Consider the following 17,253-nt stretch of genomic DNA (forward strand, 5'->3'; position numbering starts at 1 on the left):
GCGCGTCCCCGGCCCCTCCCGGCTCGGCGCGTCCCCGGCCCCTCCCGGCTCGGCGAGACACGGATCCGGACAGATGACCCTCAGGAGGGCGCTCGTCCGAGCATGGATCGCGCCCGATCGCGAAACATCGTCTGCTCGTGCGTGGCCGCTGGAACCCGGCGATCGTTCGAGTGCCAGATGTGCGCCTGAAGCGACATCTGACACGATGCCCCGGACCAACGCCCGCCTGACGAGCAGATGGCGGAATCGGAAGGGCGGCGAGGGCCGTGCGAGGGCGGACACCCGGCCCGGCGCATCGGCGCGAGGCTCCGGCCGTCGGTTCGACCGAACATCGGCCGTCAGCGACACGTAGCATCTGACCACGCGCCCGGCCACGGGCCCGGCTCCGGCTCGCGCCTCATGCTCGCGGGCCACGCATCCGACCCCGACCCCGACCCCCCATCCCGACACCTGACGGGTCACAGACATTGCGAGGGACAGCCCGATGAGCGATCACAGCCACGACGCCAGGCATCCGCGACTCGCGGAGCTCGAGGCGATGGTCCGCGATGGACGGATTGACACCCTCATCGTCGCGATCACGGACATGCAGGGCCGGCTCATGGGCAAACGCGTCCAGGCGCAGGCGTTCCTCGACGGCGTCATCGACCACGGCGCCCACTTCTGCACCTACCTGCTCGGCACGGACATGGAAATGAACACACCGGACGGGTTCGCCCTCATGAACTGGGAGACCGGCTACGGCGACTGGGTCGCGAGCCCGGTCTGGGACACGCTCCGGATCCTGCCCTGGCTCGAGAAGACGGCTCTCGTGCTCGGTGACGCGACGGACGAGGAGACCCAGGCCGAGATCCCGATCGCACCGCGGACCATCCTCAAGCGGCAGGTCGACCTCGCCGCGAAGGCGGGCTTCGCGGTCAAGGCCGGCTCGGAATTCGAGTACTACGTCCTCAAGGAATCGTGGGAGGAATCCAACCGCCGCGGCTGGGGCATCCCGGAGCGATTCGGCTACTACAACGAGGACTACCACCTGCTCCAGGCGACGAAGGCGGAACCACTGCACCGGCTCCTCCGCAACCAGATGACGGAGGCACGGATCCCGATCGAGTTCAGCAAGGGTGAGGCCGCGCCGGGCCAGCACGAGGTGAACATCCGCTACGACCACGTCCTCGAGTCGGCGGACCGGAGTGTCATCTTCAAGCACGGGGCGAAGGAGATCGCCTACCTCAACGGCTGGGGCATCACGTTCATGGCGAAGCCGGACGCGTCGTGGACTGGCTCGTCCGGTCATCTCCACATGAGCCTCTGGGACGAACCGGGCGCGCACTCCCTCACCCACGATCCCGCGGCCGGCCTGCCATACGGCATGTCGAAGGTGTTCAGCCACTTCGTCGCCGGGATGATGCGGCTGTCCCGCGAGCTGGCGATCTTCATCGCCCCGAACATCAACTCATACAAGCGCTACGCATCGCTCTCGTGGGCGCCCGTCAACGTCGTCTGGGGTCGCGACAACCGGACGACCGGGTTCCGGGTGGTCGGCCACGGCGACGCGCTCCATGTCGAGGACCGCTTCCCCGGGGGCGACATGAACGCCTATCTGACGTACGCGGCGATGGTCGGTGCCGGGCTCTACGGCATCGAGCACGAGCTGCCGCTCGAACCCGAGTTCAAGGGCAACGGGTACCTCGCGACCGGCCACCCGCGGATGCCGCGGGCCCTCTACGAGGCGATCCCGGAGCTCGAGCGGAGCGCGGCGGCGGTCGAAATCTTCGGACAGGACATCGTCGACCACTACCTCAACGCCGCGCGGCACGAGCAGATGGTCTACGACTCGGTCGTCCACGACTGGGACCGCCAGCGGTACCTCGAGCGGAGCTGACCGGAACCCGGCTGGAGGATGATGGAAGCGACACCGGGGCAGCAGCCACATCGAAACATCGGGGCACGAAGATTCCGTCCGTGGATGGAGCGCACGTCGGGCAGCGGAGGCGTCGGGTGGCGACGGCGACGAGCCGTCGAGCACTCGTCCTCGTCCTCGCCATCGTCAGCGCCGGTTGCACTGGTGTCTCGAGTCCCGGCGGGGTCGGGTCCGGCGCGCCGTCGAACCGGCTGACCTCCACCGGCGCTCAGCCGACCGCACCGCCCACGGTCTGGCCGACCGCGACGCAGAGTCAGACCACGGCGACTCCGGCTGGGACCTACGGGCCAGAGGCGACGACACCTTCGGGGCAGGCCTCCGCGACTCCCGTGACCACCGCTGCGCCGGCCCCGCCGTCGTCTCCGCCGTCGTCACCTCCGTCGGCTCCGCCATCGGTCGTCCCGCTGCCCACCCCCGCCGGCACGGATGTCGTATTCCGGGTGCCGATCCTCATGTACCACCGGATCATCGATCCAGCCCTTGCTCCCGGGTCCCTCGCCGGGCTGTGTGTGCCGCCGCCGGTCTTCCAGGCCCAGATGGACGCCCTCGTCCGCGCCGGCTGGCGTTCGATCACGATGGCGACCCTGGCCGCCGATCTCATGGCGGGGACACCACCGCCCGCCCGCACGTTCGTCATCACCATCGACGACGGGCACCGCGACGGCCTCACGAACGCGTTGCCGATCCTCGTCCGCAACGGGCTCGTCGCGACGTACTACGTCGTCACGGGTCGATTGGGACGAGCGGCCAACCTCCATCCGGGGGACCTGGCCACGCTCGCGGCGGCGGGCATGGAGATCGGCGACCACACCGTGGACCACGTGAACCTGGCGCGCCTGTCAGGACCGGCGCTCGCGCTGCAGATCGGGGCCGCCGCTGACCGCATCGCCGCCCTCGTCGGGAGTCGCCCGATCACCTTTGCCTACCCGTTCGGAGATCGAAATCCCGCGGTCATCGCGGCCGTCCGCGCGGCCGGCCTGCTTGTCGCAGTCACGAATGAGGCGAGCGGTCCGGTCTCGGCCACCAACCGCTTCCTGCTGCCCCGCCTGGAGGTGCGGCCGACGACCACCCCGAGCTTCCTGTTGGCGGAGATGCTCTGGATCGCCGGCTAGTCCGGGTCAACCGGCACCGGGTCAGCCGGCTCGGCCATCCTTGCGTCGAGGCAGATACGTGGCGAGTCCCTCCTCGAGCGGGGTGAGCCGCCGTGGCATCGCCGCCAGCAACGGACCGACGTCGACGGTCGCCGGCTGATTGATGAAGTCGACGGCCGCCGGCGTCAGCGGAGGATTCGGGAGGAACGAGAGCGGCCACGCGGCGAGCTTGACGAGGGGCGTGGGGCCGTGGAGCAGCGGTCGGCGGCGACCCGCCGCGCGCAAGGCAGCGCGCACGATCTCGTTCATCTCGAATGTCTCCGGACCGCCGACCTCGAACGTCCGATCCGCCGCGGCCGGGTCCGAGAGCGCGTCAACCACGAGTCGGCCGATGTCGTCGATGAAGACCGGAGCGAGCAGCTGTCGGCCGTCGTTCGTCAGTGGCACGAAGGGCAACCAGCGGGCGAAGCCGAGGAAGCGGTTGAGCGCTGCATCGCCGGGACCGTAGACCCACGTCGGACGGACGATCGTGAACGTGATCCCGGACTCGCGGACCGCGGTCTCGGCGCGCCACTTCGCCCGGAACCAGTGGTATCGGGCGTCCGGCGCAGCCCCGGCACCCGAGACATAGACGAGCCGGCTCACCCCGGCCGCCTTTGCCGCGGCGACGAGGTGCTCCGTCCCGGCGGCGTCGACCGCCTCAAAGGTCCGGCCGCGGCTCGGCTTCTCCATCGGCATGTCGTCGAATGCGAGCGCGATGACGAGCGCGTCGGCACCCGCGAGCGCCGCGGTGAGGGCGGGGCCGGCATCCGCGGTCGACGCGGCGACGTCCGCCCGGCGGAGTTCGATTCCCGCGGGGACGCGGGTCGCGGCGCGCTCTGGGTGGCGGGACAGGGCGACGACCGCCTCACGGCGCCGGGCCAGCTCTCGGACGACGGCGCTCCCGACGAACCCGGTCCCCCCGGCGACGACGACACTCATGGCATCCTTCCCTGCTACCCCTCGCGACGGACGAGAACAGGCGACCTGAAGATAGCACGTTTTCCGGATTCGCCCCCGCGCCGCACGGATGGGCGGTACCCTTGCGGAACAGGGATCCGCGGCGGAGTCCCGCCATCAGAGGAGGATCGATGAGGCTCGCGGGCAAGGTCTGCATCATCACCGGGGCAGGTGGCGGCATGGGCCGCGTCGCGGCGCTGATGTTCGCGGCCGAAGGGGCGAAGATCGTCGTCGCCGAGTTCAACACCGCCGCCGGCGCCGAGACCGCCCGACTCGTCGGTGCGGCCGGTGGCGATGCGACCTTCGTCAAGGTGGACGTCTCGAACGAGACCGATGCGAAGGCGATGATCGATCACGCGGTCGCGACGTACGGTCGGGTCGATGTCCTCTACAACAACGCGGGGATCATGCCCGAGGCGGACCACTCGGTCGTCGACACGGATGTCGCGACGTGGGACCAGGTCATGGCGATCAACGTCCGCGGCGTGTTCCTCGGCTGCAAGTTCGCCATCCCCCGGATGGTCGAGCAGGGCTCCGGCTCGATCATCAACATCGCGAGCTTCGTCGCCCTCCTCGGCTGCTCGGTCCCACAGGACGCCTACACCGCCTCGAAGGGCGCCCTCCTCTCCCTCACCCGGAGCCTCGCCGTCCAGTTCGGGCCGAAGGGCGTCCGTTCGAACGCGATCTGCCCCGGGCCGGTGGAGACGCCGCTCCTCATGGACTGGCTCGTGAAGGACGCGGAGGCGAAACGGATCCGCCTCGCCCGCAACCCGTCCGGCCGCTTCGGCAAGCCCGAGGAGATCGTCCACATGGCCGTCTACCTCGCCTCGGATGAGAGTCGCTGGACGAACGGGGCACAGCTCGTCGTGGACGGCGGCATCAGCGTGAACTACTTCTAGCTCGGCACCGGACCGGTGCGGCCGGCGGTGGTCGAAGACGCAGGAAGGCCAGAGCGGGAGTCGAGGACGATGGCGGATGAGCGGCGGATCGCGATCGGGGTGGACGTCGGCGGGAGTGGCATCAAGGTCGCGGCGGTCGACCTGGCGAGCGGCGCGCTCGCCAGCCAGCGCTACCGGATCGCGACGCCGAAGCCCTCGACACCCGAGGCGGTCATCAAGGTCATCGCCTCGCTCGTCAAGCGGGCGGGCGTCGAGATGGGGGCGCCGGACCTGCCGGTCGGGGTCGGGCTGCCGAGCGTCATCCTCGACGGGGCGACGATGACGGCGGCGAACATCGACAAGCGCTGGATCGGCTTCGCGGCCCGTGACGCGATGAGCGAGGCGGTCGGACGCCGGGTGGCGCTCGGCAACGACGCCGATGTCGCGGGCCTCGCCGAGATCCGCTTCGGCGTGGGAGCGACGGATCCGTCCGTCCGTCGCGGCGTCGTCATCTTCCTCACCCTCGGCACCGGCGTGGGATCCGGCGTGTTCAATGACGGCGTCCTCGTCCCGAATACCGAGCTCGGCCACATGGAGATCCGCGGCAAGGACGCCGAGTGGCGATCCTCCGCCGCCGCCCGCCTCCGACGGAGCGAGTCCTGGAAGGGCTGGGCGGAGGACCTCGACGAGCACCTCAAAGCGATCGACCGGCTCTTCTGGCCGCGCCTGTTCATCCTCGGCGGCGGGGTCAGCAAGCAGGGCGACAGGTTCATCCCCCGCCTCACCTGCCGGCCGCCGGTCATCGCGGCGACCCTCCGCAACGAGGCCGGCATCGTCGGTGCCGCGCTCCTCGCGGTCGACCCCTCCGCTCGAGCCCAGGAGGGCGCCGACGACTGAGCGGCGTATCATCGGGCGGTCCCATGACGATCGATCCGCGGCTTCGCGTCCGCTCAACCGGAGACCGACGATGACCACCGAACCACAGACGACGCCGATCCTCGACACCCGCATGATCATCGGCGGCGACTCGCTCGCCGCGGCGGACGGCCAGACCTTCGATGTGGTGAACCCGGCGAACGGCGCGGTCATCGCCCGGGCGCCGCTCGGCGGCCGCGAGGACGTCGATCGCGCGGTCGCCGCGGCCCGGAAGGCCTTCGATGACCCGAAGGGCTGGGCGAACTGGGCGGCCGGCAAGCGCGGCCGGACGCTCGCGAAGTTCGCGACGCTCATCAAGGACCACGCGGAGGAGCTCGCCTCGCTCGAGAGCCGGAACGTCGGCAAGCCGATCGGTGGCGCCCGGGGCGAGGTGATCGGCGCGAGCCTCGTCTTCGACTACTACGCCGGCGCGGCGAACAAGCTGTTCGGCGAGACGATCCCGGTGAGCAAGCCCGGCCTCGACTTCACCCTCCGCGAGCCGATCGGCGTCGTCGGGCTCATCGTGCCGTGGAACTTCCCCATCCTCATGGCGAGCTGGAAGCTCGGGCCGGCGCTCGCGGCCGGCAACGCCTGCATCCTCAAGCCGGCGAGCTACTCGCCGCTCACGGCGATCCGGCTCGGCGAGCTCGCCCTCGAGGCGGGCATCCCGGCCGGCATCCTCAACGTTGTGACCGGGCCGGGTGGCACGGCCGGGGCGAGCATCGCCGCCCACTCGGGCGTCGGCAAGGTCGCCTTTACCGGCGAGACCACGACCGGCCAGGAGATCATGCGGCTCGCGGCCGGCAACGTGAAGAAGATCAGTCTTGAGCTCGGCGGCAAGAGCCCGAACATCGTCTTCGCCGACGCCGATCTCGAGGCCTGGGCCGCCTCTGCGCCGTACGCCGTCTTCGACAACACCGGCCAGGATTGCTGCGCTCGGAGCCGGATCTTCGTCGAGCGCTCGGTCCACGAACGGGCTGTCGAGCTGCTCGCCGCGGCGACCCGGAAGGTCAAGGTCGGCGACCCGGCGAGCGAGGCGACGGAGGTCGGGACGCTCGTGAGCCTCCGCCAGCGCGAGCGGGTCATGGACTACATCGAGATCGGCATCCGCGAGGGCGCGACGGTCGTCGTCGGCGGAGACATCCCGAGCGATCCGGCACTCGCCGGCGGGGCCTACCTCATGCCGACGATCTTCGATCACGTGACGAACGACATGCGGATCGCCGTCGAGGAGATCTTCGGTCCGGTCGTCACGGTCATCCCGTTCGACACGGAGGACGAGGCGATCCAGCTCGCCAACGCGACGCCGTACGGCCTCTCCGGCTCGGTCTGGAGCCGGGACATCGGCCGGGCCCTGCGGACCGCGAAGCGGCTCCAGGCAGGCGTCCTCTCGGTGAACTCGAACAGCTCCGTCCACACGGAGGCCCCGTTCGGCGGCTACAAGATGTCCGGCATCGGTCGCGAGCTCGGGATGCACGCCCTCGAGCTGTACACCGAGGTGAAGAACATCTTCGTCGACCTCAGCTGAGGCCGGCCCGCAGGTCGGGCGGGGGGATCTCCGGGTGCCGCCGCCGGAGCCAGTCACGGATCGCCCAGAACGTCGTGCTGAAGGCGATGCCCGCCCAAGGGATCGCGTCGGGAGCGAAGGCCACGATCTCGAGCGCCTCGGGATTGATCCGCGGCGACCCGCCGGCCACGCGGGCCTCGAAGGCGATGACGACGACCGCCGCCTCGAGCCGAGAGTAAAGGCCCACGATCTCCCCGGGCTCGACGACGAGACCCGTCTCCTCGAACGCCTCGCGGATCGCCGCCTCGTTGACCGTCTCGTCGACCTCGAGGAAGCCGCCGGGCTGGGCCCAGGCGCCCCGTCCGGGCTCGATCCCGCGGCGGATGAGGACGAGATCGCCCGCGTCCGTGATCGGGAGGGTGGTGACCACGAGCCGCGGATTGACGTAGGCGATGTAGCCGCACGCGTCGCAGCCCAGGCGCTCGCGATCCTCAGCGTCGATCGTTCCGAACCGCAGGGGCGCGCCGCAGCGCGAGCAGTGGCGGAGCGCCGCGGCGAGCCAGTGGGGGACGCCTCGGCCCGAGTCGATGCCGGTCGAGCGGGCGTCGGGCCCGCGATCGAACCGCGGGCGGTCCGGGCTGAGATCGTCGTCCGTCACGACGTCAGCACCCACCACGAGAAGCCGACGAGCACCGCGATGAGGACGATCGAGGCGCCGACCCATCCGATGCGGAACCAGCCCTTCGTCCGATCCACCGGCATCCATGCCCGGGCCGAGCGCCAGATCCGGAGCGTCGCGTCGCCCGTCGTGAGGGCGAGGATGGGGGCGCCGACGACGACGCAGAGCTTGACCAGCGCCGAGCCGGGTCCGGCGCCGAGCTCGAGTGCGGTGATCGCGATCGCCCCGGAGATGAGGGCGATGACGGAGAGGTTGATGTAGTACGGCTGAAGGGGCGTCGGCGCCGTCTCGGGGACGGAGCGGATCGGCAGCTGGGCGAGGGTGGGCCGGCCTGCGATCCCGGCGATCGGCGGCTCGACCGGACCCCGGCCGGAGGACGGGTCACGACCGGTCTGGCGGTCCAGGACCGGCATGCCGGCCTCCCAGCGCGGGTCGTCCATCGGATCGGTCAACCGGCGTTCGAGGGATCGTCGAGGACGTGCTGCGCCTGTCGATCGCGGTACGCCGCCAACGCCGCCGCGACGGTCGGCTCGTGGAGAGCGAGGATCCGGGCCGCGAGCAGAGCCGCGTTCTCCGCGTTGCCGATGGCGACCGTCGCGACGGGCACGCCTCGCGGCATCTGGACGATCGAGAGGAGCGAATCCAGTCCGTCGAGCTGGCCGAGCGGGATCGGCACGCCGATGACCGGAAGGAGCGTCTTCGCCGCGATCATGCCGGGCAGATGGGCCGCCCCGCCGGCACCAGCGATGATGACCCGCAGACCCCGATCGGCGGCGGACTCGGCATAGCGGAACATGAGGTCGGGTGTCCGATGGGCGGACACCACGCGAAGCTCGTTCGGGATCCCGAGCTCGTCGAGCAGCGCGGCGGCCGTGGTGAGGATCGGGAAGTCCGAGCGACTTCCTCCCACGATCCCGACGATCGGTCGCCGATCCGACGCTGCCGCGCCAGTCGCCTCGACGCTCCTGTCGCGTCGCTCGCGCTCCTCACTCACGGCTCGTCCTCCCAGTGCAGGGCGGCGAGCGCCGTCCGGGCTCGGGTGATCGCCTCGTCCGGATGAGCGGCCACCACGGTGAGATGGCCCATCTTCCGGCGCTCGAACACCTCGCGCTTATCGTAGACGTGGAGGTGGACGGCGGGGTCCGCGAGCGCCCGATCGAGGCCGGCGAGGCGAGCCGGCCGGCGCCGGCCGGTACCGAGGAGGTTGACCGTCGCGCCGATGCCGGTCGCGTCGGGTGCCCCGAGCGGCAGCCCCGCGAGCGCCCGGATGTGCTGCTCGAACTGGCTCGTCACCGCGCCCTCGATCGTCCAGTGGCCGCTGTTGTGGACCCGCGGTGCGAGTTCGTTGACCACGAGCGACCCGTCGTGGAGGACGAACAGCTCGACGGTGAGGATGCCGACCAGGTCGAGCTCCGTCGCCAGCCGGCCCGCGAGCTCCTGCGCGACCGCGACGATCGCCGGGGTCACGGGTGGCGGGGCCGGGGCGATGGATTCGACGAGGATCCCATCGTCGTGGAGGTTCCGGGCGAGCGGATAAGCGACCGTGCGGCCGCGGGCGTCACGCGCGACGATCGCCGAGCATTCGGCGGCGAACTCGAGCTCCCGTTCCAGGAGCAGACCGTCGCGCTGGACGGACCCGGCGAGGGCAGCGAACCGGGGCCCGAGATCCTCCTCGGCGGCCAGGCGCACCTGGCTGCGCCCGTCGTAGCCGCCGATCGCGACCTTGAGGCGCAGTGGATAGCCGAGCTCGGCCGCTCCGCGTCGGAGATCCTCGAGCGTCCGGACCTCGCGCCACGGAGCCGTCGGGGCGCCGACCGCCGTGAGGAACCGTCGCTCGGCGAGGCGATCCTGGGTCATCCTGAGGGCGTACTCGACCGGGTGGATGGGTCGGTCCGCGTCGATCCGGCGAACCATCGCCGCCGCGATGTGCTCGAGCTCGTACGTCGCGACATCGCATGACGCGGCGAGCTCCCCGGCCGCATCCACGTCATCGTACGTGGCGACGACGACCCGCTCCGCCACCGCGGCAGCTGGGCACGCCGGATCCGGGTCGAGGACGACGATCCGGTAGCCGAGCCGGCGCGCCGCGAGGGCGAGCATCCGGCCGAGCTGACCGCCGCCGATGATGCCGATCGTCGAGCCGGGCGCGAGCGGCGAGTCCTCCTCCCCGTGGGCCGCGAGGACATCACGGATGAAGGCCGTCTTGTTGAGCGAATAGCTGAGGCCGGTGCCGACTCCGGCGCGGACGATCCCCCGCTTGAGATCCGCGTAGGCCTGGCGGAGATCCGGGTCCGCCCGGAGCGCATCGCGGAACACGAGGTGGCGGCGAAGGTCGTGCTGGAAGCGTCCCGCAGTCGGCATGACGTGAAGGTGGATCGGGATGGGTGGCCCGTCGTCCCGCGACAGCGCACCGAGGAGCAGCGGTCGCGTCGGCGGGAACGGGAACATCCCGGTCTGGGCGCCGAAGCCGAGGCGTCGAGCGTGCTCGGCGATGTCCGCGATCGACGACGGGTCGGCGAGGACGCCGAGGTCGAGGATCGGCTTCGCGAGGAGCCCGGGAACGGATGTGCTGCCGATGTGATGGATCTCGATCTCCGGACGATCCGCCCGCACGATCTCCATGACCCGCGCAGCGAGGACCGGCCAGATCGGGTCCGAAGCGGTCACGATCAGGGGTCGCTGGGGGTAGGGCAGGATCGGGGGTCCGGCGTGGGGTTCGGCGTGGGAGCCGGCGCCGGAGGCGGCGATGCGTGGATCCCGCGTCGGCGGTCGGTCGGGCATGGGGGCGCAAGTGTAGGCGGTCGCAGCCGGGCAGTCGGTCCGGGACGGGCCGGATCGCTCGTTGCCGGATCGCTCGCGCTCCGGCCGCTGCGTGCGCGCTCCGGCCGCTGCGTGCGCGCTCCGGCCGCGTGCCTGGACCGCCCGGCGTTCCATCCGATGTGCCGTCCAGATGTTGTGCCCGCGCCTCCGACCGTTTGGAACGCCCGGAGTTCCATCCGATGCGTCACGCGCGGCGATCTCGCACACTTGGAACGCCCGGAGTTCGGCTGATCGATGTTCGCCGTGAGCGCGCGCTAGTTGGAACGCCCGGCGTTCCACAGAGTGGCGCCGTGGCGTCGTCCCTGCGACGCCACGGCCGCGTGAAGAGCCGGCGTCAGGGGTGAGCGAAGCGCAAGCGGTCCCAGGAATCCCGGATCGCGCCATCCGCTAGCATCGGAGATGCCGCTTGACACAGGAGTGACTCGTGACCGACCGGATCCCCCTCCTCATCGACTGCGACACCGGCATCGACGACAGCCTTGCCCTCCTCTACGCATGCGCGAGCCCCGAGGCGGAGATCCTCGCGGTCACCTGCTGTTCCGGAAACGTCGCTGCGGAGCAGGTCGCCGAGAACACGCGAGCCGTGCTCGAACTCGCCGGCAGGACCGACATCGAGGTCGCGATCGGACGTCGAACGCCGCTCATGCGGGCGCTCGAGACGACGCCCGAGACGCATGGCCCGCGCGGCATCGGTCACGCCGTGTTGCCGCCACCGACGCGGCCTGTCTCGGACCGCCACGGGGTCGAGCTCATCGTCGAGACTGCCCGCAGCCGGCCGGACGAGGTGACGCTCGTGACGCTCGGCCCCCTGACGAACCTCGCCCTGGCGATGCTCCTCGAACCCGAGCTCCCCCGACTGCTCCGGCGGGTCGTCGTCATGGGAGGCGCGTTCCGGGTCGCCGGCAACACGACACCGCGCGAGGAGTGGAACATCCACTGCGATCCGGAGGCGGCGAGGATCGTCTTCTCCGCGTTCGGCGAGTCCCCCGTCGAGCGCCTGCCCCTCGTCCTCGGCCTCGACGTCACGGAGCGGGCGCGATTCCTGCCGGACCACCTCGTCGCCCTTGCCCGGCGCGCCGGCAGCCGTCCTGACGACTCACTCGCCCTCGCACGCGGCGACGACCCGCTGCGCGCGGCTCGCAGCGTCGCCTCGGATCCGATCGTGCGCTACCTCGCGGATGCCCTCCGCTTCTATATGGAATTCCACGCTCGATACGACGGGTTCTACGGTGCGTTCGTCCACGATCCGCTCGCCATCGCCACCGCGCTCGACCCGGGCCTCGTCCGCACGGAGAAGGTCACCGTGGACGTCGAGACCCACGGTGCGGTCACGACCGGCGAGACGGTGGCCGATTGGCGACACCTGTGGGGCCGGCCACCGAGCTGCGAGGTCGCGGTGGAGGCCGACGCGGATCGATTCCTCGATCGATTCGTCGAACGCGTCGGAGCGCTGGCCGAGAGGCTCGCGCAGGCCTGAATGCTGTATCGCCGAACAATTCACGCCTGAACGGATTTCGCCGAGCCGGCCCGACTGACCCGGGGGCGCACGTCGCCGCGACGGCTCGGGCGGACGACCGCGACGAACCGGGGCGGACGACCGCGACGGGCTGGCAGCGCGCCGCCCGGCGTGGCAAGCTGGACGCGAGGGTTCTGTCCGGCGATCGCCGGACGCGGAGCGAGGAGGTCCATCCGCCATGGCGTGGCTGTCGCGACAGTTCAGTACCCGCGTCATCGTGCTCATGCCGATCGCGATCGCGATCAACATCGTGCTTGGGTTCACGGTCCAGAAGATCCTCAATCTCCCGATATATCTCGACTCGATCGGGACGATCCTTGTCGGTGTGCTGGCCGGACCGATCGCCGGAGCGGTCACCGGTGTCCTGAGCAATCTGATCTGGCAATACGCGCCGGGCATCGGACCCGGCAGCAATATCGGACCGTTCGCCGTGACGGCGGCGGTGATCGGCCTCCTGGCGGGCCTGTGGGGCTATCTCGGTGTCTTCAGGCCGCGGCCGTCGTCCGGCGTAGCGCTCTACGGTGCCGCCATCGTGGGCGTGGTGCTCGTCCTGTTTCTCGCCTCGCGCATTTACGACAACCCGGCCTACACAGATCCCAAAGTGGGCGGGTATCCGGCCTGGGTGTTCACCGCGATCGTGGCGATAGCGGCCGTGGCGAGCCTCACCGTCGCCGGCTTCATCCTCGTGCGCCGTGATGCGGCAGGGGCCTGGGTCGCCGTTGCCGGAGCGTTGACTGGGATCGTCGCCGCCATCGTCTCTGCCCCCATCGCAGCGATCGTCTACGGAGGCGTGACGGGATCGGGGACCGACTTGATCGTGGCAGCCCTGCGACAGGGCGGAGCGGACGTCTACAACGCTTCGCTCGGCCAGGGACTTTTCAGCGACCCCATCGACAAGACGATCACGTCGTTCGTCGTATTCATCGTCCTCGGCAGTCTGTCGAGCCGATTCGTCGCGCGTTTCCCACTCGGAGACCGGATCGCTGTAGCCGGAACCTGACCGAGCGTCCGGCAACGGTGACATCGCCTCCCCAGGACCTGGATCCGAGGAGCCTTCTCCCCGATTTCGTGACGCGCCTCTCTGTCGGACCGTATCGCCGGCTCTGCCCGACCACCAAGCTCGTCATCGCGTTCGCCGAAGCCCTGATCGCCATTGGCGTGCGGGGTTGGACCGGTCCCCTCGCGGTCGCTTGCACGGTAGTCGTCGTCGCCGCATATGCGCGAGTGCTCAGGCGCGCCCTCGTCATCGTGACCCTCACGGCACCGCTCGTGCTCTCCATCGTCCTTGTCAATACATTCTTCTTCCCGGGAGCGCATGACGTGCTCGTTCGGCTCGGCCCATTGACGGCGACCACCACAGGGGTCACCGCCGCGGCGCAGGCTGTGCTCCGAGTGGCCGCATTTGCTTTGTCAGTTTCGCTGTTCTCGCTCACGACTCAGGCCGACGACCTCCTTGCCGATCTGGAGCGACGAGGACTCGGCCGTCGAGGGCATTTCGTCATCGGTGCAGCCCTGAGCACGATCCCCCGGATGCGCGAACGCATCGCCGAGGTTACCGAAGCCCAGCGAGCTAGGGGCCTCGACACCGAGAGCTCGCGCCTCCGTCGGGTCGCGGGGATCGTGCCTCTCGTCGGACCCGTGATCTTCAATTCATTGACCGAGGTCGAGGAGCGAACCATGGCCCTGGAAGCCCGCGGTTTCTCGGCTCCGACTCGTCGGATACAGCTGAAGTCCTTCCCCGAGACCCCGCTCGAGCGCACGTTGGCGTGGTCGATCGTCGTGGGGACCGTGGTGCTCCTCATCCTCTCGATCGCCGGGCTGCTCGCGGGCCTGCCGTGAGCCTCATCGTCCGCGACGTCCGGTATCGCTACGCGGGATCGACGCGCCCGGCGCTCGACGGCATCGATCTCACCGTCGAGCCCGGCCAGGTCCTCGGCATCGTCGGCGCGAACGAGGCGGGCAAGTCGACGCTCTGCCTCGTCGCCGCCGGCCTCGCACCGGCCACGATCGGCGGTCGGCTCGAGGGCTCCGTCGAGATGGACGGGCTGACCACCATCCACGCCCGGCCACACGAGCTCGCCCAGCGCTGCGGGATCCTCTTCCAGAACCCGGTCACCCAGCTGTCCGGCACCGCATCGACGGTCTGGGAGGAGATCGCCTTCGGACCGCGCAACCTCGGCCTGCCGCTGGAGGAGGTCGTCGCCCGGGTGGACGCGGCGTTCGCCGCCCTCGGCGTCGCCCACCTCGCCGAACGCGATCCGCAGCGACTGTCCGGCGGCCAGGCACAGCTCGTGGCGCTCGCCGGGGTCCTGGCCCTCCGGCCGCGCTACCTCATCCTCGACGAGCCGACGAGCCAGCTCGACCCGCTCGGCACGCGGCTGGTCGGCGAAGCGCTCGACGGTCTGGTCGCCGCGACCGGCGCGGGCGTCCTCATCGTCGAGCACAAGACGGACCTCCTCGCCCGGTTCGCGAGCACGGTCGCCGTCGTGGCGGCTGGACGGGTGGCGCTGACGGGATCCGCGACTGCCGTCCTCGCCGACGAGCGCCTCGAGACGTTCGGCGTGGAACCACCGTCGCGGATCCGCCTCGAGCGAGCCGCGCGACTGGCCGGGGTCTCCCTCCCCGCGGTGAGCTGAACGATGGACGGCGGGATCGAGCTCGAGGCGGTGGGTCTGGGCTTCGTGTATCCGGATGGGACGCGCGCGCTCGACGGGATCGACCTCCGGGTCGCGGCCGGGGAGTCCGTCGCCATCGTCGGCCAGAACGGGAGCGGCAAGTCGACATTCGTCCGGCACCTCAACGGTCTGCTTCGCGCCACCGGGGGTCGCGTCATCGTCGGCGGGACGGACGTCGGGCGGCGGCACGTGGCGGAGCTCGCCCGGCTCGTCGGCGTCGTCTTCCAGAATCCGGATCGCCAGATCTTCGCCGGGCGTGTCCGGGCAGAGGTCGCCTTCGGAGCCCGCAATGTCGGCCTTCGCGGGTCCGCGCTGGATTCGCGCGTCGACGCTGCGCTCGAGCGGGTCGGCCTGACGGGTCATGCGACGGACAACCCCTACGACCTCGGTCATTCGAAGCGCAAACTCCTCGCGACCGCCTCCATCCTCGCCATGGAGACGCCCGCGGTGGTGCTCGACGAACCGACGACCGGGCAGGATCTCGCGGGGATCGCGCAGATGCGGACGATCGTCGCGGAGCTCACTGCCACCGGCCGGACGGTCGTCGCGATCAGCCACGACATGCGGTTCGTCGCCGAGACGTTCCCGCGCGTCGTGGTCATGCAGGCCGGCCGGGTGGTCCTCGACGGACCCCCGGCTCGGGTCTTTGCCGAGGTGAGCTGGCCGATCCTCGCCGCGACGTACCTCGAGGCACCGCTCGCCGCCCATGTCGGCGCTGCCGCAGGGCTCGGATCGACGCCGACCGAGGATGCCCTCATCGAGGCGCTCGTGGCGCGGGCCGGGGGTGCCGCGGGTGCGGCGACCACGCCGCCGGGCTGACGGTCAGTCGGCGCGCTGGAGGACCACCTCGAACACGTCGTCGCCGACGATCCGCCAGGCTCGGACGGAAGGCTCGCCCGTGACCGGATCCGCCTGGTCGTCCGCGAGCGAGACGAGGATGTACAGCGCGTCCGGATAACGGGCGGCGCGGACGTCCGTCGGCGAGGGACGGGCCGACGAGCGCACATGCGAGTGGACGATGGCCCAGAACGACTCGTCGGCATCGTCCGTCTCGAGCGTCAGCCGGAGGAGGTCGGCGGAGTCGATCTCGTAACGGAGCGGCGACGCGGCGGCGTTCCGCGTCGGGGCGAAGCGGAGCGCGATGCCGCCCTCCGCTGCCGGCCGGTCGCCGACGACGATCCCGCACGCCTCGTTCGGATACTCGTGTCGGGCATGCTCGATGAGCGCCTCGCGAAGCACCTCCCGAAGGGTTGCGAAGGCCGGCCCAGGATGGCCGATCACCACCAGTGGACTCCGCCCTCGAGATCGCTCTCCATCTCGTCCAGGTCGCGGGTGAATGCGCCGGCAGAAAGGTACTTCCATCCCCCGTCCGGAAGCAGCGCGACGATCGTGCCGCCACGACCGGCCGAGATCATCGCGCGGGCCACGCGGATCGCGGCCACGAGGACGGCGCCACATGACGGTCCGGCGAAGATCCCCTCGCGGTCGAGGAGCTCGCGGAGGGCGACGATGCTCTCGCGGTTCGTCACGAGGAACTTCCCGTCGATGAGGGCGGGGTCGAAGATCTCCGGCACGAACCCGTCGTCGAGCGAGCGGAGTCCCTGGACGTTCTCGCCGGGCATCGGCTCGGCCGCGTAGATGCGGACGTCCGGACGGTGCTCGCGCAGGTATCGGCCCACCCCCATGAGCGTGCCGCCCGTCCCGAATCCGGCGACGAACGCGTCGATCTCCGGACAATCGGCGAGGATCTCCGGCCCGGTCGTCTCGTAGTGCGCCCGCGGGTTCGCCTCGTTCGCATACTGGTCCGGCATCACGTAGCGTGGATCCGAGGCGGCAAGCCGGCGGGCGAGGGCGATCGCGCCGTTGCTTCCCTGCACGCCCGGCGAGTCGAGGATCTCCGCTCCGAAGAGTCGGGCGACCTCGCGTCGCTCGCTGGTGACGTTGTCCGGCATGACGAGGGCGATCCGGTATCCCCTGCGACGGGCGATCATCGCGAGCGCGATCCCGGTGTTGCCGGACGTGGGCTCGAGGATGATCGAATCGGGCCTGAGCCGCCCGGACCGCTCGAGATCCTCGATGAGGTACTTCGCCGCCCGGTCCTTCACGGACCCGGTGGGGTTGAGCATCTCGAGCTTCGCGAACAGGCGGACCTCCGGACTGGGGGACAGCCGCGCGATCTCCACGAGCGGGGTGTTCCCGATCGCGTCGACGATCGAAGCGAACCGCCTCCGGCCGCCGCCGGCCAAGAGCACGGG

17 protein-coding genes are annotated in these 17,253 nt (G+C 70.5%); 10 read left to right on the top strand and 7 right to left on the bottom strand.

What is annotated here, in order from left to right:
- Nucleotides 1–484: 484 nt before the first annotated feature.
- On the top strand, nucleotides 485–1,879 hold the full coding sequence (locus tag IVW53_02725; protein ID MBF6604478.1) for a glutamine synthetase: 1,395 nt from the start codon (nucleotides 485–487) through the stop codon (nucleotides 1,877–1,879).
- A gap of 116 nt (nucleotides 1,880–1,995) precedes the next feature.
- Nucleotides 1,996–3,030 carry a polysaccharide deacetylase family protein gene (locus IVW53_02730; GenBank protein ID MBF6604479.1) on the top strand — a complete coding sequence of 345 codons (1,035 nt, stop codon included), beginning with the start codon at nucleotides 1,996–1,998 and terminating at the stop codon, nucleotides 3,028–3,030.
- Between the two features lie 21 nt (nucleotides 3,031–3,051).
- Here IVW53_02730 and IVW53_02735 read toward each other — a convergent pair whose 3' ends face one another.
- Complete coding sequence (locus tag IVW53_02735; GenBank protein ID MBF6604480.1) at nucleotides 3,052–3,990, bottom strand: NAD(P)H-binding protein; 939 nt, start codon at nucleotides 3,988–3,990, stop codon at nucleotides 3,052–3,054.
- Nucleotides 3,991–4,139: 149 nt separating this feature from the next.
- Here IVW53_02735 and IVW53_02740 point away from each other — a divergent pair, with 149 nt between their 5' ends.
- The 3 genes from IVW53_02740 (at nucleotide 4,140) to IVW53_02750 (ending at nucleotide 7,329) form a co-directional block, all read left to right on the top strand.
- Nucleotides 4,140–4,907 (top strand): glucose 1-dehydrogenase, encoded by a 768-nt coding sequence (locus IVW53_02740; protein ID MBF6604481.1) that lies wholly within the window; start codon nucleotides 4,140–4,142, stop codon nucleotides 4,905–4,907.
- A gap of 69 nt (nucleotides 4,908–4,976) precedes the next feature.
- On the top strand, nucleotides 4,977–5,783 hold the full coding sequence (locus IVW53_02745) for an ROK family protein (GenBank protein MBF6604482.1): 807 nt from the start codon (nucleotides 4,977–4,979) through the stop codon (nucleotides 5,781–5,783).
- Nucleotides 5,784–5,853: 70 nt separating this feature from the next.
- Nucleotides 5,854–7,329 (top strand): aldehyde dehydrogenase, encoded by a 1,476-nt coding sequence (locus IVW53_02750; GenBank protein ID MBF6604483.1) that lies wholly within the window; start codon nucleotides 5,854–5,856, stop codon nucleotides 7,327–7,329.
- Here the strand turns inward: IVW53_02750 and IVW53_02755 are convergent.
- From IVW53_02755 to IVW53_02770, 4 genes are read right to left on the bottom strand one after another with little or no spacing between them, the layout of a single operon-like run.
- Nucleotides 7,322–7,981, bottom strand: coding sequence for an NUDIX hydrolase (locus tag IVW53_02755; protein MBF6604484.1), 660 nt, complete (start codon nucleotides 7,979–7,981; stop codon nucleotides 7,322–7,324). The two genes, IVW53_02750 and IVW53_02755, sit on opposite strands and share 8 nt — an antisense overlap.
- The gene (locus IVW53_02760; GenBank protein MBF6604485.1) at nucleotides 7,963–8,439 is read right to left on the bottom strand and encodes a hypothetical protein; all 477 of its coding nucleotides are present in this window, start codon (nucleotides 8,437–8,439) and stop codon (nucleotides 7,963–7,965) included. The genes IVW53_02755 and IVW53_02760 overlap by 19 nt, the downstream gene beginning before the upstream one ends.
- Nucleotides 8,436–8,981, bottom strand: a complete 546-nt coding sequence (gene purE / locus IVW53_02765; GenBank protein ID MBF6604486.1) for a 5-(carboxyamino)imidazole ribonucleotide mutase — start codon at nucleotides 8,979–8,981, stop codon at nucleotides 8,436–8,438. Before purE ends, IVW53_02760 begins: the two co-directional genes overlap by 4 nt.
- Complete coding sequence (locus tag IVW53_02770; protein ID MBF6604487.1) at nucleotides 8,978–10,768, bottom strand: 5-(carboxyamino)imidazole ribonucleotide synthase; 1,791 nt, start codon at nucleotides 10,766–10,768, stop codon at nucleotides 8,978–8,980. The genes purE and IVW53_02770 overlap by 4 nt, the downstream gene beginning before the upstream one ends.
- A 463-nt stretch (nucleotides 10,769–11,231) precedes the next feature.
- On the opposite strand from IVW53_02770, the gene IVW53_02775 reads away from it, so the two are divergent.
- The 5 genes from IVW53_02775 (at nucleotide 11,232) to IVW53_02795 (ending at nucleotide 15,817) form a co-directional block, all read left to right on the top strand.
- A complete protein-coding gene (locus tag IVW53_02775) occupies nucleotides 11,232–12,284 on the top strand; it encodes a nucleoside hydrolase (GenBank protein ID MBF6604488.1) in 1,053 nt (350 codons plus the stop codon).
- A gap of 217 nt (nucleotides 12,285–12,501) precedes the next feature.
- Nucleotides 12,502–13,323, top strand: coding sequence for a hypothetical protein (locus tag IVW53_02780; GenBank protein ID MBF6604489.1), 822 nt, complete (start codon nucleotides 12,502–12,504; stop codon nucleotides 13,321–13,323).
- Between the two features lie 68 nt (nucleotides 13,324–13,391).
- A complete protein-coding gene (locus IVW53_02785; GenBank protein ID MBF6604490.1) occupies nucleotides 13,392–14,162 on the top strand; it encodes an energy-coupling factor transporter transmembrane protein EcfT in 771 nt (256 codons plus the stop codon).
- Nucleotides 14,159–14,959 carry an ABC transporter ATP-binding protein gene (locus IVW53_02790; GenBank protein MBF6604491.1) on the top strand — a complete coding sequence of 267 codons (801 nt, stop codon included), beginning with the start codon at nucleotides 14,159–14,161 and terminating at the stop codon, nucleotides 14,957–14,959. The genes IVW53_02785 and IVW53_02790 overlap by 4 nt, the downstream gene beginning before the upstream one ends.
- Nucleotides 14,960–14,962: 3 nt before the next feature.
- Nucleotides 14,963–15,817 (top strand): ABC transporter ATP-binding protein, encoded by an 855-nt coding sequence (locus tag IVW53_02795; GenBank protein ID MBF6604492.1) that lies wholly within the window; start codon nucleotides 14,963–14,965, stop codon nucleotides 15,815–15,817.
- A gap of 3 nt (nucleotides 15,818–15,820) precedes the next feature.
- On the opposite strand, the gene IVW53_02800 is transcribed toward IVW53_02795, so the two are convergent.
- Both IVW53_02800 and IVW53_02805 read right to left on the bottom strand, forming a co-directional pair.
- Complete coding sequence (locus tag IVW53_02800) at nucleotides 15,821–16,360, bottom strand: M67 family metallopeptidase (protein ID MBF6604493.1); 540 nt, start codon at nucleotides 16,358–16,360, stop codon at nucleotides 15,821–15,823.
- Nucleotides 16,276–17,244, bottom strand: a complete 969-nt coding sequence (locus IVW53_02805; protein ID MBF6604494.1) for a cysteine synthase family protein — start codon at nucleotides 17,242–17,244, stop codon at nucleotides 16,276–16,278. The genes IVW53_02800 and IVW53_02805 overlap by 85 nt, the downstream gene beginning before the upstream one ends.
- Between the last annotated feature and the right edge of the window lie 9 nt (nucleotides 17,245–17,253).

It is taken from the genome of Chloroflexota bacterium (assembly GCA_015478725.1).
In the GTDB taxonomy this organism is placed as follows: Bacteria; Chloroflexota; Limnocylindria; order Limnocylindrales; family CSP1-4; genus C-114.

What these genes read in the sequence shown, in the direction of transcription:
- IVW53_02725 (MBF6604478.1), top strand. Translation starts at nt 485, where the DNA reads ATGAGCGATCACAGCCACGACGCCAGGCATCCGCGACTCGCGGAGCTC.
- IVW53_02735 (MBF6604480.1), bottom strand. Translation starts at nt 3,990, where the DNA reads ATGAGTGTCGTCGTCGCCGGGGGGACCGGGTTCGTCGGGAGCGCCGTC.
- IVW53_02740 (MBF6604481.1), top strand. Translation starts at nt 4,140, where the DNA reads ATGAGGCTCGCGGGCAAGGTCTGCATCATCACCGGGGCAGGTGGCGGC.
- IVW53_02745 (MBF6604482.1), top strand. Translation starts at nt 4,977, where the DNA reads ATGGCGGATGAGCGGCGGATCGCGATCGGGGTGGACGTCGGCGGGAGT.
- IVW53_02750 (MBF6604483.1), top strand. Translation starts at nt 5,854, where the DNA reads ATGACCACCGAACCACAGACGACGCCGATCCTCGACACCCGCATGATC.
- IVW53_02770 (MBF6604487.1), bottom strand. Translation starts at nt 10,768, where the DNA reads ATGCCCGACCGACCGCCGACGCGGGATCCACGCATCGCCGCCTCCGGC.
- IVW53_02780 (MBF6604489.1), top strand. Translation starts at nt 12,502, where the DNA reads ATGGCGTGGCTGTCGCGACAGTTCAGTACCCGCGTCATCGTGCTCATG.
- IVW53_02795 (MBF6604492.1), top strand. Translation starts at nt 14,963, where the DNA reads ATGGACGGCGGGATCGAGCTCGAGGCGGTGGGTCTGGGCTTCGTGTAT.
- IVW53_02800 (MBF6604493.1), bottom strand. Translation starts at nt 16,360, where the DNA reads ATGGAAGTACCTTTCTGCCGGCGCATTCACCCGCGACCTGGACGAGAT.